This is a genomic window from Chitinophaga vietnamensis, assembly GCF_902167635.1.
GTDB lineage: Bacteria > Bacteroidota > Bacteroidia > Chitinophagales > Chitinophagaceae > Chitinophaga > Chitinophaga vietnamensis.
Window position 1 is genome coordinate 449,713 of record NZ_CABHMS010000004.1, and the last position, 25,804, is coordinate 475,516.

The window sequence follows — 25,804 nt, forward strand, 5'->3', positions numbered from 1 at the left end:
AAAATGCCTCCGGAATATCCAGCTTTCGGAGGCATTTTTTATCATGAGTTATTACGACAGGCTTTCAAAGAATACCGTAACTTTTACAGATCCTGAAGAAAAGCTCTTGCCATTTTGCATTTGCAACATTAATCCCAAACTGGTGTCAGTAATTGGTGGCAGGTTATTATATATTTTTTTGATTTTGGCGCCAGTGGTCAAAGACAGGGAGGATTCAATAAGGAATGTAACACCATGTCCTATGCCATCTCCAATGAACAGGTCAAAGGCTGTCCCGCCATCGCTGGACGTAATGTCTGTCAGTATTTCCAATACGATCGCGCGTATGCTGGAATAGGGCGTAATGAGCCCTTCGTTAGCCCCGGATCCTGGATAAAGATAGATATAGTTAGCCGGTGAGGTGATCACTGTAGACGCATATCTGGCGCCACTTAACAATGTGTGCCCTTCTTTTGCAAGCGATACACCGTTATTCTTGACTGTCAGATCCGGTACCTCAAGCCTGCCAGCTGTTGAGAAGGTGACAGCGGTTTTAAGCCATGTAGGATCGCCGCCGACAGGTTTCGTGGTTGGATAGAAGAACATGGAGTTGATATGCAGATCGCCAACATTTGCTCCGCCATAGATGGAGTAATTAGTGCCTGTTCCAGGAACTATGTCAGTTGGGCTTTCTATTGCGATGCCACCAATCAGGTTACCGCTTCCTCCATATTGAATAGTAAGGAGGCTACCGATCGTTCCATCACCTGACTTGTTATTGGCTGCCGATTGCGGATTAATGAGCCTTATATTATTAGCGCCATCTTCTATTCTGAAAGCGGATTTAGATGCTTGTTCAGCACCACAACTTACAAAAGTAAGCGAGTTGGCATTTGAGTTAGCATTTCCTTTGATCAGATAACCATTGGTATCGCTGCCATCTGTTGCACAACTGATAAAAGTACTGTATACGGTTCCGTCAACTACATAGCCACAGCCTCTCAAATAAACAGCCCTGATGTTCAATGACGTATTTGCTACGCCGCAAAGCATGCCGATGCCGCCGCTTGACTGGTAGATATCGATATTGGATACAGACCCGGCGAAAACAGCATAGGCGCCAGGGTTAGATGGTATCTCATCATTACTCTTGCCCAGAGAAAATGGACGTACGCTACTGCCCAGGTTCGACTCTATTGTGATGTTATCTATTTTGAAATTAAATCCCCCGTATAATTCGAGGATTTTTGAACGCTCTTGCTGTGTCGCTGGTGTTACAGCTCTTGTGTTGATGATATTGATGTTTTGTATGGAGATATCCTTGAAACCTTTCACCACAAGGTAATCTGTGTTCGCCGGCGCACCTGTAAAATCAAGTACGCTGCGCTTTATACCGCCACTTACGGATTCATTTCTTGCATTTCCTTCGATGGTTATTCCGTTCATGTTGTCGAGGAGCACGCTTGATAGCATGGTATATTTTCCTGAGAGGACAAGCTTTCCTCCGCCAATTGCTTTCAGATATGCTATTGCGTTCTGCAGAGGGGTGTAGGAATCTGCACTGCCCGTAGGATCGGCACCAAACCAGTCCAGGAAAACCGGGCCATTGAAAAGCCGCTTCCATCTTCCATTGGCGCTTACGGTTGATTGGAATATAGTTCCTTTATCTTCCACGCTGGTCAGGTCTGAGCTGTCCCAGTAGAAATCGCCGCCGCCATTGTCCCCTGGCTTTGCGTAGTACAGTACTTTAATAAAATTGTCTGATGGAATAGGGGCATTCTTCAGGTCATTGATGGTGTTAACAACTGTCATAAATATGGGGTTTAAAATATTAGGGTAACTCACCTAAGTTGGGAAAAAAAACCGAAAGAAAGGAAGGTAATTTCAATAATGTGGAAAAGTTTTTTTAATGAGGCCCCGGAAGTTTTTTACAACTTTCAGGGCCTCTCTATTTTTTACTTCAACATCAACTCTTTAATATATTTAACCGGTGCGCTACCGTAGCTAAGGAATTTCTCGTTGAAGGTCTTCAGCTTGTAATCCTTGCCCATCTTCTGTTTGTAGGCTTCGCGCAGATCGATGATCTCTTTGTAGCCGGTGAAATAGCTGGTGAGCTGTACGCTGGTAACGCTTACCCTTCTCCATTTACCTTCGGCTTCCGCCTGTTGCTGGAAGGCTTCTTTGGTGAGCAGGTGCAGCGCATCTTCCTTGCTCATGTTCTGCGTATGTACGCTGTAATCCAGGATGGTATTGCATACCGCGCGGAGGTTCCATTTGTACCACATCAGCCACATTTCAGGTTCGTTGTTGCCATAGCCGTTTTCAAGCATCATCTGTTCTGTATATACGGCCCATCCTTCGATCATGGCGCCATTGCCAAGTAATGATTTGATCAGGCTCGGTGATTGGTTGGCATATACCAGCTGTGTATAGTGGCCGGGGATGGCTTCGTGGATGTCCAGTATCTGCAGGATGTATTGATTGTATTCACGCAGGTAGCTTTCTGCTTTGTCTTTCGGCCATCCTTCGAGTGTGCCTACGTTGTAGTAGGTGTTGCCTGACTTGTCATAGGGGCCAGGCGCGCTGATGGAGGCGCCGGCAACGCCAGCCATATAAGCCGGCTCTTTACGTACCACCAGGGGTTTGGTGGAGTCGAGGTACAGCAGGTCTTTCTCTTTGATGAAGGCGATCAGTTTGGGCAATTGCTTTTCGATGGCAGATTGGAACTCTTCCGGTTTCACATGTTGAATGGATAAGGTGTCGATCATGCGGCCTATGAGTTCCAGTGAATCAGCGGGCATGGGCGCATTGCCAAAGTATTTAGGCCAGAGGCTGCGGCTGATCCTGGTCATCTCGCGATGCACAAATTTCTTACGCGCTACGGCAGAATCATATATCTGCGCAGCGGTATAAGAAGATTGAATATTGTAACTGAATTTCTGATCGTATAATTCCTTGCCCAGCCTGAAACTGCGTGGGTGTGCGGGTTTCAGGTCTTTGAGCCAGGCGGCGTAATCCTGGATGGCTTTGGTGGCCGTTGCTGCGCGGGCGAGCATTGCTTTCTTTTCTTCGGCAGGAATATTTGTTTTGTTGAGAGAATCAGCAAAATCTTTTCCGAAGATAGACAGGCCGCCATTATTCTGATCGATGGCCAGCGATGTTAATTCCGGCACGGGATCTTTGATCTGTTTTTTTGCGGCTTCGTAGTAGGCAGGAATATTTTTCATGCGGAGGAAGAAGCTGCGCAGCCTGGATTCCAGCGGAGCGTAGTTTTCATTGAGGATGAACGCGAAGGTATTGCTCACATTGAAAGAGGAGGGATCCCATTCATTGGCTTTCTGATCGTTGATGGCCCATTGCGATCCTTTGAGATAGTTTTCGATGAGCTGGTAATCGATCTGGTTAGCGGGTGTGAGCTTATCGAGCTGGTATGCTTTGAGTGAATCGAGTTGTTGTTGGGCGAAGGCCAGCGAGGCCTGGGTGGCGGCGGCATCCGGCACTATGAGCACGGAGTCGTAGTTGTGAAAACCCACGGTGGTGGCCCAATCCGGGTTCTCTTTCCATAACGCGTCTATAAAGTGTTGTTCATAGTTGCTGAAAGTGGCGTTCAGCGTGCTGTCGCTGCCCTGGCTTTTTCCGCCGCCATTGTTACAGGCCGACAGCGCAGCAGCTGCAGCAGCATAAATAAGGATTTTTCTCATTGCAGTTAGTTGATAGTTTAAAAAGGTAGATCGAATATACAAATTCCGGTTCTTTTCGTTTGGCGGGCGCACTAAAATAGCCAAGGCCCGCTATGCAGGTTTGCTAGCGGGCCTTGGCTATTTTAAATTTATCAAAAATCATTTCGCCACATCATGCTCTCCACCGGCCTGATGGTGCGGCCATTATATTTGGCGTTACCTTTCTTGTTATAGAATGTTTCCACTTCGCCTTCTACTACAAAGTAGATCAGCTGGCCGATCGGCATGCCGGCGTATATGCGTACCGGTTGTGCGCAGGAGATTTCGAGCGTCCAGGTGTTACAGAAGCCTACATCGCCTTTACCGGCGGTAGCGTGAATATCGATCCCGAGGCGGCCGGTGCTGGACTTGCCTTCCAGGAAAGGGACGTGCGCATGTGTTTCGGTGTACTCTTCAGTTACACCCAGGTATAGTGTGCCCGGTTGAAGGATGTAACCTTCTTCCGGTATCTCGAAATGTTCGATCTCATTGTGTTTACGCGCATCCAGGATACGGTCTTTGTACGTAGCGAGGTACTTGCCGAGGTGTACATCATAGGAATTGGTACCGAGATATTTACGGTCGTACGGCGAGATCACGATCGTGCCCTTTTCAATTTCCTCCAGTATCCGTTTGTCTGACAAAATCATGCTGAGTGGTTAGTTTGTTAGGTGAAAGAGAGTTTTAGTAAGCAGCATTCCGCTTTTTTGCTTTAATTTGGCAAGATATGCCATTAATACGTACCATACAAATTGATCCGGAAACCAGGCTGGGAGTGTGGAAAATTGGTGAACAAGAAGATTTTTTCCGGGCCAGGGTGAACATCAGTCCTGAGATACATCATCCGCATAAACGACTGCAGCATTTCGCCGGGAGATACTTGTTGGTGAGCCTTTTCCCGGAATTTCCGCTCCATGAGATCAGGATTGCAGGAAGCCGCAAACCGGTGCTGAGCTGCAACAGCTACCATTTCTCCATTTCGCATTGCGGTGATTATGCCGCTGCTATCGTGAGCCGTAAAGCCGCTGTGGGCATCGATATAGAAGAAGTGAAGCCCAAGATAGGGCTGGTAGCGCATAAGTTCCTGTCGCCGGAAGAGCAGGCCTTCATTGATCCCCTGCATACCTTGCGGCATCAAACCATCTGCTGGAGCGCCAAGGAAGCCATGTTCAAATGGTATGGCCACGGAAGCGTTGATTTTAAAGAGCATATGCGTTTGCATCCCTTTCCTTACCAGCCGCTGGGTTTTATTAATGCTGATTTTATGAAGCCGGATTCAAATACCCGGTTATATTTGCAATATGTAATGGAAAATGATCTATGCCTTGCATGGACGCATCCTGCGTGAGGAAAGGATTTTATCATAACGCTTGTATTTTTATGAAGATTTTTTTACTTGGCTTCATGGGAGCCGGAAAATCCTATTGGGGAAAACAGCTGGCCGAACACTGGCAGCTGCCCTACTATGACCTGGATGAAGTGATCGTGGAAGCAGAAGAGATGGCCATCAGCGATATCTTTGCCACCAAAGGGGAAGATTATTTCCGGGAACGGGAAAGCATGTTGCTGCGGGAATTGTCGCGCCAGGAAAAATTCCTCATCTCCTGCGGCGGTGGCACGCCCTGCTTTCAGGATAATATGGACTTCATGAATGAACGCGGCATCACCATCTGGATCAATCCATCCATACAGGCAATGGTGGAAAGACTGCAGAGGAAAAAATATAAACGTCCGCTCATCGCCGATCTCGAAGACGAGGACCTGGTGGACTTTGTAGAGAAGAAGCTGGCCGAGCGCCTGCCCTTCTACCAGCAATCAAAATATATAATTTCATCCGATACTATTTCATTGGATACCTTTACAAAAAATATCGAGCATGCATAAAAGTTTTTTAGTGTGGGCAGCAGCTTTGGGTGCATTGGCAGTGATCTTAGGCGCCTTCGGCGCGCACAAGCTCAAAGAGCTGGTGCCTCCTGAAACTGTCAGCACCTTCCAGACAGGCGTTACTTATCAGTTTTATCATGTGTTTGCATTGCTGGCAACCGGCATCCTCTTTGCTTATGTGCCCGGCAATCAGCTGCAATGGGCCGGCAGATGCTTTATCATCGGCACCCTTCTTTTTTCTGGTTCACTGTACCTGCTCACCATGCTGAAAATGACCGGCAGCGTGGGTTTGAAAGGAATAGGCATATTAACGCCCATCGGTGGCGTGTTTTATATTGCAGGGTGGATCTGCCTGCTCAGCGGCGTGCTGAAACTGAAAGCTTAAAAGCAAACCGACATTTATGTGGAAATTTTTTGGTGTGCTGTTAGGATGCGTGTGCCTGGGAACAGCCATCTTCGCACAAGGTAACCAACCCATCACCGGTAAATGGTATGGCGTAGCCACTTCGTACTATGGTGAAAAACAACGTTTGATCGTAGAACTGAACCGGCAGGGCGACCAATACACCGGCACCCTGCAAAGCCCCGACCAAACCAGCGAAGCCATCGCCTTTGATCAGGTGGTGTACCGAAAAGATACGCTGCTGCTGAGTATTGCCGATATCCGCTTCGCCTATACCGGCGTGTGGGACGCTGCCACACAGGCTTTCAAAGGCCTGTTCTCCTGGAGTGGGCAACAAAGTAATTTCGATCTTTCCCGTAAGGAAATAAAAAAAGAAGACCTTTATAAAAGGCCACAGGAGCCCAAACCACCGTATCCTTATCATACGGAAGAAGTGAAGTTTGTGAACCGGCACGACAGTGTTCAGCTGGCAGGCACTTTCACCCGGCCGGCAGATAATATCAGCCGCTATCCGGTGGTAGTGATGATCTCGGGATCAGGGCCGCAGGACCGCGATGAAGAAATGGCTTCACATAAAACATTCCTTGTGCTGGCCGATTATCTCGCCCGTAATGGTATCGCCTCCCTCCGTTATGATGATCGCGGTACTGCGGCTTCCGGCGGCACCTACGCCACGGCAGATATCTATGCATTTGCACGCGATGCCGCCGCCGCTGCGGAATATCTCAAAGGACGGAAAGATGTAGACCCGCACAGCATCGGCCTGCTGGGCCACAGCGAAGGCGCCATCATCGCACAGATCGTGGCAGCCAATAATCCGCACATCGCTTTCGTTGTATCTATGGCAGGCGTGGGGCTCACCGGCCGCGAAATGGTAGACCAGCGTATGATCATGGATGCGATGCTCAACGGAGAGCCCGACAGCCTCATACGCCGCCAGCTGCAACGCTACAAGCCTTACTGGGACGCACTCGCCGAAGATACCAGCATCGAAGTAGCGAAAGCCAAAGCCAGCAATGTGCTCCGCAACCTGTATCACGAAGCGCCGGCAGAAGTGAAGCAACAAGTGAATGAAGAAGAATTTGCAGGAAACATTGACCTTAGTCCCGAAATGTTATCTATATTACGCTACAAACCCCTGCCATATCTGAAGCAGATCAAATGCCCGTTTATGGCAATCAACGGTTCCAGGGATGTGCAGGTCAATGCGACGGCCAACCTCACTGCACTGGAACGCGGACTGACGGAGAATGGCAACCGGCTGGTAACGATCCGCAAGTTTGAAGGGTTGAATCACCTGTTCCAACGCTGCAAAACATGCACTGTCACTGAATATGGCGAGCTGGAACAAACCATCGATCCCCTGGTCCCGGAATTTATCGCGCACTGGATTTTGCAGCTGCCGCCGCTGGGCCAGTAGTCCCAATTTTGAAGCTATATTATGTCCAAGAATAAACTGAAAACCGAAAAACCGGAGAGCAAAAAGACCAAACCCGCCGCCCCCAACAACCCGGACGTGCTGAAGAAAGACAAGGAAGCGGAGGTAAAGGTAAAAGAGCTGGTGAAAGATGAACGCACCCACAAAGTATTGGGCGTGTTCTTCCTCTTACTGTCTCTGTACTGTTTCATTGCATTCACCTCTTATCTGTTCACCTGGGAAGACGACCAGGACAAAGTATTTCACTACACTACCCGCGAACTGTTTTTCGGAGACGTGAAAGTGGATAACCTGCTCGGCCGCCTCGGGGCCTATGTTTCACACAATTTCTTCTACAACGGATTTGGTATCGCTTCGTTCCTCTTCTGTTATTTCTTCTTTATCCTCGGTATCAATTTTATTGTAGGCCGCCGCGTATTTCGTATATGGCGCAATGTAAAATATATCCTCTTTGGCCTGCTGTTCATCAGCATGACCTGCGCCTTCCTTACCCCTGGCTCGGAATTCCCATGGGGCGGGGCTTCCGGCAATGCGCTCAACAAATGGACTTCCGGTTTCGTTGGCAAAACAGGTACCGCCTTGTTGTTGCTGGTAGCCGGCTTATCCTGGCTCATCTGGAAATTCAATTTCGATTTCAAATTACCGGAACGTAAACCTAAACCGCCCAAACCCGCGCCAGTACCTGCTGTGCCGGATGCGGCCAATCCTGCGCCGGTGACGGCGGGCAAAGCAACGCCGGTACGCGGCAACGGCCTGAAAGATGATGGCGGCGTAGTAGTGATACCGCCTGTCAGCTATGAAGAGGAGAGCGAAGATCTGCCTGCCATGCACCTGGTGGAGAAAGAAGACATCACCGTGATCCCTTCGCATCCGCCGGTGGCAGCGCCTTTGCACGTAGTGACGCCGGAGCCGGAAGAAGAGCCGCTCGCGATCGATGAACCGGAAGAGCCGGAAGAAGAAGGCGGTCCGCTGCTGTACATCGAAGAAGTGCCTGAACAAAATATCAGCGCCGGCAAGAAAAAAGATCAGCCTGATGAAGTGACCTTTGAAATCAAAGAGACTTTCAAAGATGAGGAAGAAGAAGTGGAAGAAGTGGAACCTGACCGTTCCTCCATCCCGGTAGATCCTTATGATCCTTCGCTGGACCTGAGCAATTACCGCTTCCCGGGCCTGGATCTCCTCGAAAATCACAATGCTGATAAAGTGATCGTACAGGATACCACCGAGCTGGAAAAAAACAAGAACCAGATCATCGACACCCTGAAGAACTACGATATCTCTATCCAGAAGATCAGCGCTACGGTTGGTCCTACAGTTACTTTGTATGAGATCGTGCCCGCTGCGGGCGTGCGTATTTCGCGTATCAAAAACCTGGAAGATGATATTGCGCTGAGCCTTTCGGCGCTGGGTATCCGTATCATTGCGCCGATACCGGGCAAGGGTACCATTGGTATTGAAGTGCCGAATGTGAAGAAGAGCATCGTATCGCTCAAGAACCTGCTCGCCTCCGAGAAATTCCAGAACAGCACAATGGACCTGCCCATCGCTATCGGTAAGAAGATCGACAATGAAAACTTCATCGCCGATCTGGCCAAGATGCCACACTTGCTGATGGCAGGTGCTACCGGCCAGGGTAAATCCGTTGGTATCAATACTTTGCTGGTATCGCTGTTATACAAAAAACATCCGTCGCAACTGAAGTTTGTACTGGTAGATCCGAAGAAAGTGGAATTGTCGCTGTACAAACTGATCGAGAAACATTTCCTGGCCAAGCTGCCCGGCGAAGATGATGCGATCATCACGGATACCAAGAAAGTGATTCACACGCTGAATGCCTTGTGTATAGAGATGGACCTGCGCTACGACCTGTTGAAAGAGGCCGGCACGCGCAATATCCGCGAGTATAATAACAAGTTCACACAACGCAGGCTCAATCCGCAGAAGGGCCACCGTTACCTGCCATTCATTGTGCTGGTGGTTGACGAGTTCGCCGATCTGATCATGACGGCCGGCAAGGAAGTGGAGATGCCGATTGCGCGACTGGCCCAGCTGGCGCGTGCGGTGGGCATACACCTGATCATTGCTACGCAGCGCCCGTCCGTGAATATCATCACCGGTACGATCAAGGCCAACTTCCCGGCGCGTATCGCATTCAAGGTATCTTCCAAAATAGATTCGCGTACCATCCTGGATATCGGCGGCGCCGAACAGTTGATCGGGCAGGGGGATATGCTGGTATCATTCAATGGCGAGCTGGTGCGCCTTCAATGCGCATTTGTGGATACGCCGGAAGTGGAAAACGTAGCAGAGTTCATCGGCAAACAAAAAGGCTATCCCGATGCTTTCCTGCTGCCTGAATATGTTGATGAGAAAGACCTGGAAGGCAAAGAGCTGAGCCTGGCCGATCGTGATCCTTTATTTGAAGAGGCGGCGCAGGTGATCGTGCAAACGCAGCAGGGCTCTACCTCGCTGTTACAGCGCCGTATGAAGCTCGGTTATAACCGTGCGGGCAGGTTGATGGATCAACTGGAAGCTGCTGGTATCGTGGGTCCCAATATGGGCAGCAAGGCCAGGGATGTGTTGGTGAAAACAGATGCAGAGCTCTTCGATATTCTTAATAATTTATAATAATATGTTAAGAGTTTGTAGAATATGTGGAGAGATTCATTGAAATATACGAATTTCGGGGCGCTTTAAGCAACCGATTAAACACACCGGCATGGCATTTGTCCAATGCGGTAAGAAACCAAAAAAAACTACGATGAAGAAATTTCTATTAACAGGAATGTTGTTGGGTGGAATCATTTTCAGTGGCATGGCGCAAGGCAAAGCTGCCAACGATCCCAAGGCAAAAACAATCCTGGATGGTGTGAGCACTAAATTCAAATCGCTCAAATCCGTAGTGGCTAATTTTATATTGAAAGTGGAAGGCGCCAACAACAGCGTATCCGATTCCAAGAAAGGAACTGTATATATGAAAGGCCCGAAATATAAAGTGACCATGGAAGGGCAGGAGATCATCAGCGATAACAAAACCTCCTGGACCTACGCCAAGGACGTGAATGAAGTAACCATCAACAATGTAGACCAGAGCAGCGGCTCCATCACGCCGGCGAAGCTCTTCACCAATTTCTACGATAAAGATTTCCTGTACCGCCTTTCCGGCGAAACCAATGAAAAAGGTAAAGTGCTGGAGAATATTGAAATGACGCCGACAGACAAGTCCAAGAATATATTCAAGGTGATCGTTTCTGTGGATAAGAAAGCCCAGAATATCGCTAAAATGAAAGTGTTCGAGAAGAACGGTAACCACTATACGTACGAGATCACCAACTTTACGCCCAATGCGACTGTAAGTGATGCTACGTTCACCTTCGATCCCAAGAAATATCCTGGGGTAGAGGTGGTGGACCTCCGATAAGATAATTACGAATTACGAGTTAAGAATTACGGCCCATCCGATAGATCGTCGGTGGGCCGTAATTCTTAACTCGTAATTCGTAATTCCTGATTATTTTTCTACCTTTGGCAAGTTTTAATTAAAATTAAACAATATGGCATACGACGTAATCGTAATTGGTAGTGGCCCGGGCGGATATGTGGCTGCTATCCGTGCTTCTCAGCTGGGATTTAAAACCGCAGTAGTGGAAAGAGAAAACCTGGGCGGTATCTGCTTGAACTGGGGCTGTATTCCAACCAAGGCTTTATTAAAGACCGCGCAGGTATTTGAATATACTCAACATGCCAAAGATTACGGTATCTCCGTATCCGACGCAAAGGTGGAATTTGACGCTGTGATCAAACGCAGTCGTGGCGTTGCTGATAAAATGAGCAGGGGCGTACAGTTCCTGATGAAGAAAAACAAGATTGATGTGTTGATGGGCAATGGTAAAGTGAAAGCCAAAGGCCAGGTAGAAGTGACCGACAAAGACGGCAAAGCTACTGTATATGATGCCAAGCACATCATCCTCGCTACAGGCGCCCGCGCCCGCGAGCTGCCTAACCTGAAGATCGACGGTAAAAACGTGATCGGCTACCGCGAAGCCATGGTACTGCCTCAGCAGCCTAAATCCATGATCGTAGTAGGTTCCGGCGCTATCGGCGTAGAGTTTGCCTACTTCTATGCTACCCTCGGCACTAAAGTGACCATCGTAGAATTCATGCCGCGCATCGTACCGGTAGAAGATGAAGATATCTCCAAAGAACTGGAAAAGATCTATAAGAAGAAAGGTATCGAAATCATGACCAACGCTTCTGTTGAAGCCGTTGAAGGCAATGGTAACGGTGTGAAAGCCAAAGTGAAAACACAAACCGGCGAAATCACCCTCGAAGCTGACGTAGTACTGAGCGCTGTAGGTATCGCTGCCAATATCGAAAATATCGGCCTCGAAACACTCGGCATCAAAACCGACAAAGGCCGCGTAGTAGTGGATAAATACTACCAGACCAATGTTCCGGGCATTTACGCTATCGGCGACATGGTGCCTGGTCAGGCCTTGGCGCACGTTGCCTCCAAAGAAGGTATCGTTTGCGTGGAAGCCATTGCATACAACGAAAAGAAATATGCACACAAACCTGAAACGATCGACTACATGAACATCCCCGGCTGTACTTACTGCGCACCGGAAATTGCTTCTGTAGGTTATACCGAGAAAGCCGCCAAAGAAGCCGGCTACGAAGTGAAAGTAGGTAAATTCCCCTTCTCCGCTTCTGGTAAAGCTTCTGCCGCCGGCGCTACTGAAGGTTTCGTAAAAGTGATCTTCGACGCTAAATACGGCGAATGGCTGGGTACACACATGATCGGTGCGAACGTTACCGAGATCATCGCTGAAACAGTAGTAGCCCGCAAACTGGAAACTACTTATCAGGAAGTACTGGATTCTATCCACCCGCACCCCACTATGAGCGAATCTGTAAAAGACGCCATCGAAGTGGCTTACGGCGAAGCTATCCACCTGTAGTGGAATATTTTTTGATTTACGGATTTTTTGATTTATAAATTTAGTGGTGTCGCCCCTATGGAGCGTAATATTGGTAGATGAATCACTGTCTATCAACATTACGCTCCATAGGGGCGACACTATTTTATTTATAAATCAAAAAATCCCTAAATCAAAAAATCCGTAAATCAAGAAATCCTCACATTTTTATAAACTTCCTGGAGAAGATCCGCTTGCCGTCTGCATAGATGGTGCAATAGTATATGCCGCTGGCTAATTGCCGCACGGGAATTGTTTCCTGTGAATCTGAAAGATTGCGCAGGATCACCCGCCTGCCGCTGCCGTCAGAGATGACCAGCTGCCGCGCCTGCGGATGGGGATCGAGGATGGTAATGGCCGTGGTAGCAGGGTTCGGGAACAACAGGATGCTGTTGCCAACAATGATCTCAACGGTTACCGGATCAGATGGAATACGTATGCCATCAGTTGTTTCCAGCAATACACGATAGTACAGGAGGCCCTCCCAGGTGGAATCGTCGGTGTAATTATAATTGAGGCCGCCCGCCGCAACGGTAGACAGGGTTTGCCATTGACCATTCTGTAACCTTTGCCAGTTCACATTCTTCAGCTTATACACAGAGCCCAGCGTTAGCGACAACAATACTTTATTATCGGTCGTTTTATCGGCAAGTAAACTTTGCACATAGCAGGCAACGCCTTGCGTGGTATAGTTAATAGTATAACTGCGGAGGCCCGCCCAGCCGGCCGGCGCTACGGCGTTTACCGCATAATACAGCCCTGGCGCTTCACGCTTCGGAATAAAAACGAAAGTATCCTTTGTTTGCTGGTAAAGCGCCATAGCGCCCTGATTCAGCGTGTACAGCTGGTAACCGGCAGCGCCTGGCTGTGCGTTCCAGTAAAGCAGTGCGCTGTCGTTACAATTGAACCCGGTGTGCATGGTAAGTGCAGGAGAGATGATGAACGAAGGGCTGATGAAAGCAGTATCCGGCAAGTTGAATTTGAGCCAGGCTTTGCTGAATACATTCGGCGCTAACCAGTTGAACTGCTGTTGCACAGCGGGTACCTGTGAAATGATCGGTATCCAGGTAGTACCACTGTCAAGGCTATACGAAAGACTGCCATTACCACTGTAGGTAGTTTCCCATTGCAATGGAATACTTTGCGATGCTCTCAATATCGCTCCTGGTGCGGGATTTTGCCACTGGAAAGTATTGAGTGGCGTAAACTCATAAACGATATAAAAAGTTTGATTGGCCGTAGCCAGCTGTTTTGCCTGCACATTGATATGCAGGTTGCCGGCTGCCGGCATATTGATGCTTACCTGTTCTGTATTATTGATACTGTCTACCCCACGGCGTGCCAGGGCTTTCAGTGAATCTGCCGACGGGAAGGTGCTGAGTATCCAGGGCAGATAGGTTTGACCGCCGGCAGTTACCTGCAGGTCGAGATCATTGATCAGGGCTTTGTTTGCGTTTACGATTGCCGGGGGATCGTTCCAGCAGAGGGTCACCTTCACTTGCTGCATGCCGGGTGGCACGGTGATATCGAAAGCCGTGTTCTGGTTGCTTTGCAGCGTACCTTGCCGGAAGCGTTGTTGTTGCAGGGTTTGCAGCGCGTGCAGGGCATGCATATTACCGAAACCATAAGCGTAGGAGGGAGGTACATTGTAGGGCCTTTGCGCACTGTTGATCAACACAGCCTTGATGAGTGCTGCCGCTGCGGTATTGCCATTATGTTGCTGTCGCCATAAATCCTGCATCATGGTTACTACGCCGGTGCCGAGAGCAGAAGCGTCGGAAGTGCCATCCTGCCCGAATGCTACGATCTCCGGTTTGATGCGGCCATCAAATGCGGGGCCTTTGGATGCGATGGCAACAGCAGTGCCGGTGGCGTCCACGCCACCTACAACGATCACATTCTTGGCTTGTTTGAAATTGCCGGTCATGTTAGCATATCCTGCGAGGCCCTGATAGCGGCCACTGGTGGGGGCTTGCGTGCCAATGTTGCCGGAAGAAAAAACATGCACGATGGTATCGGCAGAAAATATTTGCTGATCATAAGCTACCGCTTCGGCGCCATAATAGTTTTCGATGTCGGTGCCGTAAGAGTGGTTCTGTACTGTAACATTATATTGCCGGTAATAGGCGCTGGTATCAGGAAGGAGGCTGATGTTGAAATCTGCGGAGCTGAGCGATGCCTGTGGTGCGGCGCCCAGTCCCAACGCCCCGCTGTTGCCTGCTCCGCCGATGAGCGTAGCCATGGTAGTGGCATGCGCGGTAATAGTGTTCGAGCTATGTGGGTTGGGAATATATCTTCCTGCGATATCAATATCTGTTGTATCAAAAAGATCTTCTTTAACGGAAACGGTTATACTTTTTCCGCGTACCGCGGGAAACTGCTGTTGTGCAATATTAATCCGGTTGATATAAGGATTGGCGGTATTGAGGATCAGTTCTGTTTTCGCATGTCTGGGAATATCAGCGAAGAGAATGGAAGGGGTGGCGATAAATGCGGGCCAGTCTTGTTTTAGCAGGTGCAGGGTGGCTACATGGTATTCGCGTTGCCAGTGGATTACCCTGACTTTCTGCGGGAATGCAATTTCATCGCTGTAAGACACTTGCAGTACGAGACTGTCGCCCGCCGGCAGACTTTCCAGTTGTTGCAGCAGGAGGTCGGAGGCTTTCCAGTTATCATTGGCGGGTACGCACCAGTTGATCTTTTTAAGCAGGGCGGTGTCGGTAGGGCAATGCTGTAATATGTAGTGGTAGCGGCTGAGCGGCTTTACCAGTCCGTAGTGGCGAAGGGTTTTTTCTGCGGGAGTTTCCTTGAAACGGATCAATTGATAATGGGCGCTGCTTCTTTCCATGTCGGTGTTGGCAGCATAGCGCAACAGAATGCTATCGGTTGCGGGAGTTTGCCTTGCCAGCAGCAGATGGCTGCATAGCAACAGGAAAGTAAGGATGGGCAAGTGTTTGAAACCGGGTATACTCATGGAAAAGGTGGCGCGAATCAATGGATTTTGGCTTTATAATATTCATTAAAACTACTGCAATTAATGCTTCATCCCAATTTTTTATCGAAAGAAAACAAAATGTTTTTTTTAAATTAAATGAAAGTCGTAATATTGGAAACATGATTTTTTGAACAGAGATAATCAACAAAATCCTGACCGAGCAAATCATCACTAAGAGATAAGCATTCTGACGAGCAAATCTTGAAATGACCGGCCACGCCGGTTTCGCTGAATCATCGCCAATCCATTAAAAACTTGCAGGCTGTGCTGAGAGGCCAGTAGCTGTGACGTCACTCAAGAACAGAGAGCATGTACTTACAAATGTTTTTTGGGGTAGAGTATCACCAGCTGGTTGCATCTGTAATGCTATGTCATTACGGTGCAGCAGACGTGTTTTTAAGATAATCCAGGCCCGTTGCATAAACGGGACGAGAGCATATTTTTTATTTTAAAACCCAAAATCTAGTCTATGAAAAGAACAACACTTGGTATTATCGGCTGCCTGATCGCCGCTTCCATGGTGGTTTCCTGTCAGAAAAGCGACCAAAACAAAGATGCTAAACCTGATCAAGTTTCAGCAGACGTGTTAGCCCAGATCAAAGCCAACGGTTTCAGCACGAACGATGTGCGTAAAGTAGAAGATGGTTACCTCGTAGAAGGTGATATTCTGTTGACCGCAGAACAATTGAGCCAGAAAGTTGGCAGTCCTACACTCCGTGTGGCCAACACAGAGCAGTACCGCACCAACAACCTGGTAACGGCATTGCCCCGCGTGATCACAGTTAAAGTAGTAAACCTGGGTACTGCATTCGTGGCTGGCGCAGATACTGCCATCGCCCGCTATAACAGGCTGGGCCTGCGTATCACGTTCAAACGTATCACCAGTGGTACGGCTACTATCACCATTCAGGGCTTCAATCAAGGGCCTAGTGGCGGCTACATCACATTGGGGTCCTCCGGTTTCCCCACCAGCTCCGGCAATCCTTATGGCACTATTAAAATGAACACTAACCAGTATGCTTATGGTTCCAATCCTAACGTACTGTATGTAGGTTCTGTTATTCAGCACGAGATCGGTCACTGCATCGGTATGCGTCATACCGACTATATGGACCGTTCCTATAGCTGCGGCGGCAGCGCTGTAAATGAAGGTGATGGCGGCGTTGGCGCTGTATACATCCCCGGCACTCCTTCCGGTCCTGATGCCAACTCCTGGATGCTGGCCTGCTCTAACGGCGGCAACCGCACTTTCAATGCTAATGATGTCATTGCACTGAACTACCTCTATCACTAATCGCTATACGATAAAAGCGTGATGTAAGAAAGGAGGTACAGCCAGCGATATTGTTACGTAGTAACATATCTGCATCAGCAAATCTTTCGGGAGCTCAGGGCTGTACCTCCCTTCTTCATCTTTCTTCCTCTCCTTTACTGGCACATGCTTCTTTGCCCCTTCAGATCAAACCCTTATTAAGTCCATATCTTCAGCGAAATGGTGTACATATCCGTTGTATGTATATCCAGCTCATATCTGCCGGGATACAGATGTTCCAGCCGCTGACGCGTATTGGCAATGCCAACGCCCGTGCGGTGCTTGTCGCGCAGCAAAGGAAAAACTTTGTTGCTGCACCGGAAGTGCAGGTGGTCATCTTCGATATCCAGTGCAATATTGATCTCTGACGGCTCGTGGTTGCTCACGCCATATTTGAAAGCATTCTCCATGAAAGGCAACAGCACCAGCGGCGCAATGCAGCGCGCGCCAGGCAGGCCTTTGATAATGAATGACGCGGTGGTTTTGCGGCTTAGCCGCAACTTCTGAAGGTCTACATAATCGCGCAGGCAATCGATCTCGCTTTGTAACAGTACAAAGTCGCGCGTTTCTTCTGTTACATAACGCAGCATGTTCGACAGTTTCATAATGCTGGGCGCCGTATACTCGTGCCGTATCATGGCCAGCGAATAGATATTGTTGAGCGTATTGAAAAGAAAATGCGGATTGATCTGCGCTTTAAGGAAAGATAATTCTGCCTGCGTTTTCTTCGTCTCGGCATAGAGAGCACGCTTCTCCGTTTGCCGCCAGCGATGAGTGGTTTCAATGGCTACGCTCAAGGCAATGGTCAACAGGAACAGGAAGATGCTGACGGGATCCAGCGGAAACCCGGATATCACCGCGGCAGCCATCGGTTTGAATTGTGGCCGCAGCGAGAACTGCAGGAACAAATGATCAAATGGCTGCATCAGGTCGATCATCAGTAACAAGATGACCACCGACAAAAAATATAAGACATACTGCTTCCTGAAATAAAGTTGAGGGAAAAGGAAGTTCGTATGAAAATAAAATAACGACGCATATGTTAATATAAACACCAGGTAGTCCGGTGAAAAAAGGATGGCCATTGTGCGCCTGTCACCAACCTGGCCGCTGATAAGTAACAACGGCAAGCTCAGACAGATCAGCCATCCGGTAATATGCGCCAGTACAACAGCAGATTTTAACCGGATCATGCTCAACATGATTTAAGAAACGCTACCGGAATTTGGTACAATCTTCCCAGAAAAAAAGCCGTCTCTCTGTAAATACCTGTATTCTATCGATGAATCGAGAGAAACACCGGCTTTATCTTTTCCAGCCTGCACGATTTGTAGTAAATTGCCGGGTCTATGAAAAGAATATCAGATACGTTGCACCAATCCGCGAAGGCAACACTATTGCTGGTACTGCTGGTACTGGCTCAACAAGCCTATGCCACGGAAGGAATGTGGCTGCCACAGCTGCTTTCAAACCTCAACGAAAAAGAGATGAAAGCAATGGGCATGAAAATCAGCGCCGCCGATATCTATAGTATCAACAAAGGCAGCCTTAAAGATGCCATCGTTAGCTTCGGCGGCTTCTGCACCGCAGAAGTGATCTCCTCCCAGGGCCTGCTGCTCACTAACCACCACTGCGGCTATGATGCCATCCAGAAACACTCTTCCCTACAAAATAACTACCTGGAAAACGGCTTCTGGGCCAGAACAGCAGCGGAAGAATTGCCCAACCCCGGTCTCACAGCCACTTTCATCGTACGCATCGACGACGTTACCAAAGCGGCCCTCGCCGATGTAAAACCCGGCATGACAGAAAGGGAACGGCAATCCGCCATCGATAAACGCCTCAACGAAATCCGCCAGAACACCCGCCGCGAAGCATGGCAGGATGTAATGATCAAACCTTTCTTTGAAGGCAACCAGTATTTCCTGTTTGTAACCGAAACGTATAAAGATGTAAGACTGGTAGGCGCACCGCCTTCCTCCATCGGTAAATTCGGCTCCGATACTGATAACTGGGTGTGGCCCCGCCATACCGGCGACTTCAGCATGTTCCGCATCTATGCCGGCAAAGATGGCCGCCCGGCGCCTTATTCACAGGATAACGTGCCCCTGAAACCGAAATATTTTCTGCCCATCTCCATGAAAGGCGTTAAACCGAACGACTTCACCATGGTGCTCGGATTCCCCGGCCGCACCAATGAATACCTGCCTTCCGAAGGTGTGAGGCAAACCGTGAATGTACTCGATGCCGCCAAAGTGGAAATGCGCGATGCCGCCCTCAAGATCATCGACGGCTACATGCGCAAGGATGAACAGATCAAAATACAATACGCCTCCAAATACGCTGTTACCGCCAACTACTGGAAAAAGTGGGGCGGTGAAATGCAAGGCATCAAACAAACCAATGGTATCGGCAAAAAGATACAGTACGAAAAGGAATATAACCAGCTCCTCAACGCCAACCCCGCGCTGCAACAGCAGTACGGCGGCGTGCTGGATACACTTAATGCACTCTATAAACAGATACAGCCCTATGCCCAGGCGCGCGACTACTACAGCGAACTCGTGAAAAATGTAGAAGTGTTCACCGCAGCCGATCGCCTCATCAACTTCCTCAACGATGTACACGAAAAAGGAGAAGGCCAGTACGAAAGCATGCGCCAGCAATTCCTCGATGGCATGCAGTCGTTCTACCAAAACTATAACGTGAACGTGGATCATGATGTGTGCGCCGCACTGGTAGGCCTCTACGCACGCAACGTGCCTAAACAGTACAGTGGCAACGACTTCGCACTGCTATGGCAGGAAAATAATAAAGACGGGCACACGCTGGCAGACAAGATCTTCGCGGTAAGCGGACTAACGTCTATGGATAAACTGAAAGCATTTGTACAACAACCTTACAATACAGTAGTGGCGCAAATGTGGAAAGATCCTTCTACCCGCCTTGTGATGGCACTCCGCAAAGGTTATGTGGATAATATTGGCAGGCCGCTCAACGACCTCCAGGCGGATATCAACAACCGTCAGCGCCTGTACATGCAGGCCCAGATGGACGTGATGGGCAATAAAAAACGCTTCTATCCCGATGCCAATAGCACATTACGCGTTACCTATGGCAAAGTAGATGGCTACAATCCCCGCGATGCCATTCATTACGACTACTACACCTATCTTGATGGCGTAATGGAAAAATATGTTCCTGGCGATTATGAATTCGACGTGCCCGCAAAGCTCATCGATCTCTATAAGAAAAAAGATTACGGCCGCTATGGCGTTAATGGCCGCATGCCTGTATGCTTCATCGCCTCCAACCACACTACCGGCGGCAATTCCGGCAGTCCGGCGCTCAATGCTTATGGCCAGCTGGTAGGTCTCAACTTCGACCGTACCTGGGAAGGCACCATGAGCGATATCAATTACGATCCGTCCATCTGCCGCAATATCATGGTGGATATCCGCTATGTGCTGTTCATCATTGATAAATACGCCGGCTGCACCCGTCTGATCGACGAAATGAAACTTATTTAGCTATTTTATTATTTGGTTATTTTGATATTTAGTTTCCACGAAAATCTTAGCGGAAACTAAATATCAAAATAACCAAATAATAAAATAATCAAATAGCTAAATGATTTTGCACTCGTATACGATAGAGCTGCAGCGGTCTACCTCTTTCAATCCTTTGCGGTAGGAGCGGAATCCGTTCAGGAAACCCGCTACCAGCCTGCTTTTGCCGGTTTTGTGTTTTTCGCTGAGCAGGCTTACATAGAAGCCGTCAAACACCATTGGATGTTTTTTTATCAGCTTGAACTGATGCTGGGAGAGTAGCAGTTCCATGGAAGAAGGGGAGAAGTGATACAGATGCCGTGGCACGTCGTAAGCTGCCCAATATGCTGCATAATGTTCCGCATCGTAGGATGTATAGTTGGGAACCGCTATCAGCAAGGAGCCGCCGGGTTTCAACAGTGTGCGGATACGTTCCAGGTAATGATGCAGCTCATGCACATGTTCCAGCACATGCCACATGGTAATGGCATCATATTGATGTGCCGGCAACGCAAACAGCTGATCTATGGGCAGCGGTTCAATTTTGTAAAGTTCTTTCGCATTACGGCGGGCGGTTTCATCGGGCTCGAGGCCGGTGATGTTCCATCCGCTGGCTTGCATGTAGTGAAGGAATGCGCCGGTGCCGCAGCCGATATCGAGCAGGGCGCCCTGTTTCAGGCCGGTGGCGGATCGCACCCAGTTCTGTTTGGAACGCAGCGTGATCTTTCTCACGCTGTGATATAAACGATTGATCAGCCCTTTGCGGGTTTCTGAATGGGAAATGTATTCCTGCGACTGATAGTAGCGACCGATATTGTCGCCATCAGGAACGTTCTGTGTAAAACGTCCGCTGCAGCCGCCACAATGCCATATGCCGAATGTTTCTTTGGATACCGTATAATCTTTAGCCTTCAGCGCTTCGCGGATCAGTGAGGAACCGCAGAGTGGACAGGTGTGATGGTAGATCAAGTGCCTTGAATTTTTGATGCCAAATTAGTTTAGATTTTCGGATTTTGGAATTTTCGGATTTTGGAATTTGCATCCTCGCCTTAAATTCCAAAATTCCAAAATTCCAAAATTCCAAAATCCGAAAATCCGAAAATTCCAAAATCCTTACATTCCTCTATATTCCCCCCATGTTTCTCGCAACGCATCTGCAATTTCTCCAAGGGTGGCAAGGTTTTCAACAGCTTCCACTACCAATGGCATGAGGTTGTCGGTGGTATTGGCTGCCGTTTTGATGCGTTGCAACAAAGCCTGTACTGCGGCGTTGTCGCGACGTGCGCGGAGATCTTTCAGCCGTTCAGACTGCACCTTGCGGATGCTGTCGTCGATACGGAACACCTCCGGTGGCGTGCCCTCTTCCACTACAAATTTATTGACACCCACGATGATCTTTTCACCGTTTTCTATTTCTTGCTGGTATTTATAAGCGCTGCGCGCGATCTCGTCCTGCACAAAGCCTTGTTCAATAGCGCTCACAGCGCCACCCATGGCGTCTATTTTGTTGATAAGCTCCCATGCTTTGCTTTCCACTTCGTTGGTGAGCGCTTCTACATAGAAGGAGCCGGCGAGCGGATCTACCGTATCGGCGATGCCGCTTTCATAACCGGCGATCTGCTGCGTGCGCAGCGCGATGCGGGCCGCCTCTTCAGTGGGCAATGACAAGGCTTCATCGTAGCCATTGGTATGCAGGGACTGTGTACCACCCAGCGTTGCTGCCAATGTTTGAATGGCTACACGTACAATGTTGTTGTGCGGCTGCTGTGCCGTCAGGGTACTGCCGCCGGTTTGTGTATGGAAACGCAGCATCTGCGCCTTCGGATCGGTAGCGCCCAGCGATTGTGTGATGTGCGCCCACATGCGGCGTGCCGCGCGGAACTTCGCCACTTCTTCAAAGAGGTGGTTGTGCGCATTGAAAAAGAAAGAAAGGCGTTTGGCAAATACATTAATATCCAGTCCTTTTTCCAGTGCCGCTTTCAGATAGGCCTTCCCGTTAGAGAGGGTGAAAGCAAGCTCCTGTACGGCATTGGCGCCCGCCTCGCGGATATGATAGCCGGAGATGGAGATAGTATTCCATTTCGGTACCTCACGGCTGCAATAATCAAAAATGTCGGTGATCAGGCGCATGGAGGGTTTGGGCGGATAAATGAAAGTGCCCCTGGCCGCATACTCCTTGAGAATATCATTCTGAATAGTGCCGGATATTTTCTTCAGATCGGCGCCCTGCTTCTTGGCCAGTGCGATGTAAAGCGCCAGCAGTATGAATCCTGTGGCATTGATGGTCATAGAGGTAGATATCTGTTCCAGTTTAATGCCGGCAAACAGGCGCTCCATATCTTCCAGCGAATCGATGGCCACACCTACTTTTCCTACTTCTCCTTCTGCCATCGCATGATCAGAATCATAACCGATCTGTGTGGGCAGGTCAAAAGCCACGCTGAGGCCCATCACACCCTGACTGAGCAGGTAGTGGTAACGTTTGTTGGATTCTTCCGCAGTGCTGAAACCTGCGTACTGGCGCATGGTCCAGAGTTTATCGCGATACATGGTGGCATGTATGCCCCGCGTAAAAGGGTATACGCCAGGTTGTTCGTGCATCGGCACTTCCTGGGTATACAACGGCGCAATCTCAATGCCCGAATCAGTTTGAATGGTCTTTTCCATGGTGTATGAACTATCCTTGCAATGTTACATAATTATTATGGTACTTCGCCGCTGTAAAAAATATTGATATCTTCCGGTAAAGTTTGGCAGGCACTATGATCATCTACACCTTATTGGGTATCACGCTGGCATTGGCTTTATATAGTCTGTATCTCATCTGGAAAGCTGGCGGGAGGCCGCTTTCAGCCGTCCTCACGTATTTGCTGGCTGGCATCTCGCTCGGTATCTTCCTCTATCTTTATGGTACCTGGGTTTATCTCAGCGTTTTCACGAAATATATTTTCGGCGGCATATTTTTATTGTTATTGATAAGATGGATACTCATCAGGCCTGTGCCGGGCACAGTGCCGCCATCACGCAGGAAACGCTTTGCCAACGTTACTTTCACCATACTGGTATCTGTCTTGAACCTGCTTTATTTCACCGGCACTACCGGTTCCGCACGAACGGTGGAGCTGTCGTTCCCTTTTCATAGAGGCCAATACTTTGTATTGCAGGGTGGTAAAGGATTGCCAACGAACCTGTTTCATTTCAGTTTGCGTGGCGCTATATATGCCATGGATATTGTGAAGCTCAATACCTGGGGAGGCCGCGCCAATAAAGTGTTTTCAAAGGATCTTCATGATTATGAAATTTTTGGCGATACCATCTACGCACCTTGCGATGGCCGTGTACTGCACGCCTATGGCGGCAACCCCGACAATACACCACCCAACATGAACCGCGGCCCCAAGAATACCAATCACGTACTGCTGGAAACAGACCGCTACTATGTTTTTATGGGACACATGAAAATGTACAGCGTTTTGGTGCATGATGGCCAGCAGGTGCTAAAAGGCCAGCCACTGGGCTGTGTGGGCAATTCGGGATTCAGCACAGAACCGCACCTGCACATACAGGCGCACCTCAAAGAGCCCGGCATCGAGTGGTACAAAAGCCGGCCACTATATATTCATTTTGATGGAAGAGGATTTTTGTTGAATGATGTTATCAACGCCAGCACCCGCTGATACGCTTACCTCATTACTTTTTTTGCTTCTGCATTGATGATCTGTGAGGCCAGCTCCGCGGGCGATTCGCCTGCCTGCATGAATACTTCGAGCAGTTGTTTGTTCAGATCGAGGGCGGTAGCATCCGGCGGTAATTGTATCGCTACCTGGTTGATCACGGAAATCGTTTGCTCCTTCAGGGTTTTCACCGCTTCCCATGTCATGGTAGATACATATATCTGCTGCGTGATATTGTGTTCAAATTCTGATTTGATGCTTTGCACCATGGATATCTGCATGTCCACTGCGCTCATACCCGGCTGGTAAATGCGGCCGATAAGGCTCTGCGGAGTGATACGGTCCACATACAAGGCCAGGCGTTCATAAGCCTGCAGCTGTAAGGGCAATATCGCCGGATTCACGGCTGCTGGCTTCTCTGGCGCCGGCGCCGCTACTTTATTTTTCTTCAGCAAGTCACGGACAGTGGTATATACGATGTACACAGCGCCTAGTCCCAGCACGATGTACAAGAGTTTCATGGAATCAATCTGCATCTGATGATGAATGTTTTATGCGCACAAATATATAATAATTTAATTATAAATGATAGCCCCGCCAGCAGCGGGGCTATCATTTATAATTAACTACTATTGTAATTTTCCTAACCATTCTTTCATTCGCTTCGCGCCTTCCTGGAGCTTGTCCATAGAAGTAGCATAGGAGAGCCGGATACAATTCGGCTGCTGGAATGCGGCGCCAGTCACCGTTGATACATGGGCTTTATGCAGGAGGTACATGCAAAGGTCATCTGCATTGCTGATGGTAGTACCCTCGTAGGACTTGTTGAAGAATGCGCTGATATCCGGGAACATGTAGAAGGCCCCTTCCGGATCGTTCACTTTCAGACCGGGAATAGCTTTGAGCGCTTCATGTATAAATGCGCGGCGTTTCCTGAACTCGTTCACCATTTCAATGGCGGTGGTGAGTTCGCCGGTAAGCGCTGTGATGGCGGCACGCTGCGTGATAGAGCAGGTAGCGGATGTGAACTGGCTCTGTATCTTGTCGCAGGCTTTGGCTACTTCCAGTGGCGCGGCGAGATAGCCGAGGCGCCAGCCTGTCATCGCAAAGCCTTTACTGAGGCCGTTGATGATGATGGTGCGGTTGATCAGATCGCCGAATTGCGCGATGCTCTCATGTTTGCCATCATAGTTGATGTATTCATAGATCTCATCGGAGATGATGAATATTTGCGGATGTTTGGCGAATACCGCTGCGAGGCCTTCCAGTTCTGCTTTTGAATAAACGGAGCCGGTAGGATTGCAGGGAGAAGAGAACATGAACAGCCTGGTTTTAGGCGTGATGGCGGCTTCCAGTTGTTGCGGCGTGATCTTGTAATTATTTTCGATGCTACAGGGAACGAATACCACTTCGCCCTGGCACAGCCTTACCTGTTCGGAATAAGTTACCCAATAAGGTGTAGGGATGATCACTTCGTCGCCGGGATTTACGATGCTGAGCACGGCGTTGGCGAGGCTTTGTTTGGCGCCGGTAGATACAACTATCTGTTCCGGCGTATAGTCAAGACCGTTATCACGTTTGAGTTTGTGCACCACTGCCTGCTTTACGTCGAGATAGCCGGCTACAGGCGTATAGTGGGTGAAACCTTCATCGATGGCCTTTTTGGCTGCCTCGCGAATGTGTTTAGGAGTATCGAAGTCGGGTTCTCCAATACTAAGGTCTACTATATCTATCCCCTGGGCCTTCAGTTCCCTGCTGAGTTTGGCCATTTTAATCGTTTGAGGCTCGGATATCCGTGACAGCCTTTCTGCAAGTTGAATCATAATGCTTAATATTGGGTTGACCGGGACAAACCTACAGAAAAAAAGAGAAA

19 protein-coding genes are annotated in these 25,804 nt (G+C 48.9%); 10 read left to right on the forward strand and 9 right to left on the reverse strand.

Going from position 1 to position 25,804, the window contains the following annotated elements; all coding sequences use genetic code 11:
- Positions 1-51 precede the first annotated feature (51 nt).
- The 3 genes from FPG75_RS13050 to dcd form a co-directional block, all read right to left on the reverse strand.
- Entirely contained in the window at positions 52-1,791 is a 1,740-nt protein-coding gene (locus FPG75_RS13050; RefSeq protein WP_143307298.1) for a hypothetical protein, read from the reverse strand.
- Positions 1,792-1,934: 143 nt separating this feature from the next.
- Positions 1,935-3,680, reverse strand: a complete 1,746-nt coding sequence (locus FPG75_RS13055; RefSeq protein ID WP_143307299.1) for a DUF885 domain-containing protein — start codon at positions 3,678-3,680, stop codon at positions 1,935-1,937.
- Positions 3,681-3,811: 131 nt separating this feature from the next.
- Positions 3,812-4,348, reverse strand: coding sequence for a dCTP deaminase (dcd, locus tag FPG75_RS13060; protein ID WP_143307300.1), 537 nt, complete (start codon positions 4,346-4,348; stop codon positions 3,812-3,814).
- 77 nt (positions 4,349-4,425) lie between these two features.
- Between dcd and FPG75_RS13065 the strand changes: the two genes are divergently transcribed.
- The 7 genes from FPG75_RS13065 (at position 4,426) to lpdA (ending at position 12,384) form a co-directional block, all read left to right on the forward strand.
- Entirely contained in the window at positions 4,426-5,046 is a 621-nt protein-coding gene (locus tag FPG75_RS13065; RefSeq protein ID WP_143307301.1) for a 4'-phosphopantetheinyl transferase family protein, read from the forward strand.
- 32 nt (positions 5,047-5,078) lie between these two features.
- Positions 5,079-5,582, forward strand: coding sequence for a shikimate kinase (locus FPG75_RS13070; RefSeq protein ID WP_143307302.1), 504 nt, complete (start codon positions 5,079-5,081; stop codon positions 5,580-5,582).
- Positions 5,575-5,967: a DUF423 domain-containing protein gene (locus tag FPG75_RS13075; RefSeq protein WP_143307303.1), complete on the forward strand. Its 393-nt coding sequence runs from the start codon at positions 5,575-5,577 to the stop codon at positions 5,965-5,967. Before FPG75_RS13070 ends, FPG75_RS13075 begins: the two co-directional genes overlap by 8 nt.
- A gap of 16 nt (positions 5,968-5,983) precedes the next feature.
- Positions 5,984-7,405 carry an alpha/beta fold hydrolase gene (locus tag FPG75_RS13080; protein WP_143307304.1) on the forward strand — a complete coding sequence of 474 codons (1,422 nt, stop codon included), beginning with the start codon at positions 5,984-5,986 and terminating at the stop codon, positions 7,403-7,405.
- Positions 7,406-7,426: 21 nt separating this feature from the next.
- Positions 7,427-10,051 (forward strand): FtsK/SpoIIIE family DNA translocase, encoded by a 2,625-nt coding sequence (locus FPG75_RS13085; protein ID WP_143307305.1) that lies wholly within the window; start codon positions 7,427-7,429, stop codon positions 10,049-10,051.
- A gap of 133 nt (positions 10,052-10,184) precedes the next feature.
- Entirely contained in the window at positions 10,185-10,844 is a 660-nt protein-coding gene (locus FPG75_RS13090) for a LolA family protein (protein ID WP_161596790.1), read from the forward strand.
- Positions 10,845-10,977: 133 nt separating this feature from the next.
- The gene (gene lpdA, locus FPG75_RS13095) at positions 10,978-12,384 is read left to right on the forward strand and encodes a dihydrolipoyl dehydrogenase (protein ID WP_143307307.1); all 1,407 of its coding nucleotides are present in this window, start codon (positions 10,978-10,980) and stop codon (positions 12,382-12,384) included.
- Positions 12,385-12,562: 178 nt separating this feature from the next.
- Here lpdA and FPG75_RS13100 read toward each other — a convergent pair whose 3' ends face one another.
- Positions 12,563-15,376 carry a S8 family serine peptidase gene (locus FPG75_RS13100; protein WP_143307308.1) on the reverse strand — a complete coding sequence of 938 codons (2,814 nt, stop codon included), beginning with the start codon at positions 15,374-15,376 and terminating at the stop codon, positions 12,563-12,565.
- A gap of 490 nt (positions 15,377-15,866) precedes the next feature.
- Between FPG75_RS13100 and FPG75_RS13105 the strand changes: the two genes are divergently transcribed.
- Positions 15,867-16,691 carry a M57 family metalloprotease gene (locus tag FPG75_RS13105; protein WP_143307309.1) on the forward strand — a complete coding sequence of 275 codons (825 nt, stop codon included), beginning with the start codon at positions 15,867-15,869 and terminating at the stop codon, positions 16,689-16,691.
- A 176-nt stretch (positions 16,692-16,867) separates the two neighbouring features.
- On the opposite strand, the gene FPG75_RS13110 is transcribed toward FPG75_RS13105, so the two are convergent.
- Positions 16,868-17,902, reverse strand: a complete 1,035-nt coding sequence (locus FPG75_RS13110) for a sensor histidine kinase (RefSeq protein WP_161596791.1) — start codon at positions 17,900-17,902, stop codon at positions 16,868-16,870.
- Positions 17,903-18,058: 156 nt separating this feature from the next.
- Between FPG75_RS13110 and FPG75_RS13115 the strand changes: the two genes are divergently transcribed.
- Positions 18,059-20,239 carry a S46 family peptidase gene (locus tag FPG75_RS13115; RefSeq protein WP_143307311.1) on the forward strand — a complete coding sequence of 727 codons (2,181 nt, stop codon included), beginning with the start codon at positions 18,059-18,061 and terminating at the stop codon, positions 20,237-20,239.
- A gap of 96 nt (positions 20,240-20,335) precedes the next feature.
- Here the strand turns inward: FPG75_RS13115 and FPG75_RS13120 are convergent, their stop codons facing one another.
- Positions 20,336-21,226 (reverse strand): class I SAM-dependent methyltransferase, encoded by an 891-nt coding sequence (locus FPG75_RS13120; RefSeq protein ID WP_143307312.1) that lies wholly within the window; start codon positions 21,224-21,226, stop codon positions 20,336-20,338.
- Between the two features lie 144 nt (positions 21,227-21,370).
- On the reverse strand, positions 21,371-22,924 hold the full coding sequence (locus FPG75_RS13125) for an acyl-CoA mutase large subunit family protein (protein ID WP_143307313.1): 1,554 nt from the start codon (positions 22,922-22,924) through the stop codon (positions 21,371-21,373).
- A gap of 95 nt (positions 22,925-23,019) precedes the next feature.
- Between FPG75_RS13125 and FPG75_RS13130 the strand changes: the two genes are divergently transcribed.
- Positions 23,020-23,934, forward strand: a complete 915-nt coding sequence (locus tag FPG75_RS13130) for a M23 family metallopeptidase (RefSeq protein ID WP_143307314.1) — start codon at positions 23,020-23,022, stop codon at positions 23,932-23,934.
- Between the two features lie 5 nt (positions 23,935-23,939).
- Here FPG75_RS13130 and FPG75_RS13135 read toward each other — a convergent pair whose 3' ends face one another.
- Together FPG75_RS13135 and FPG75_RS13140 are read right to left on the reverse strand one after the other, a co-directional pair.
- Positions 23,940-24,467, reverse strand: a complete 528-nt coding sequence (locus FPG75_RS13135; protein ID WP_143307315.1) for a DUF7935 family protein — start codon at positions 24,465-24,467, stop codon at positions 23,940-23,942.
- Between the two features lie 93 nt (positions 24,468-24,560).
- Positions 24,561-25,754 (reverse strand): pyridoxal phosphate-dependent aminotransferase, encoded by a 1,194-nt coding sequence (locus tag FPG75_RS13140; RefSeq protein ID WP_143307316.1) that lies wholly within the window; start codon positions 25,752-25,754, stop codon positions 24,561-24,563.
- Positions 25,755-25,804: the final 50 nt, after the last annotated feature.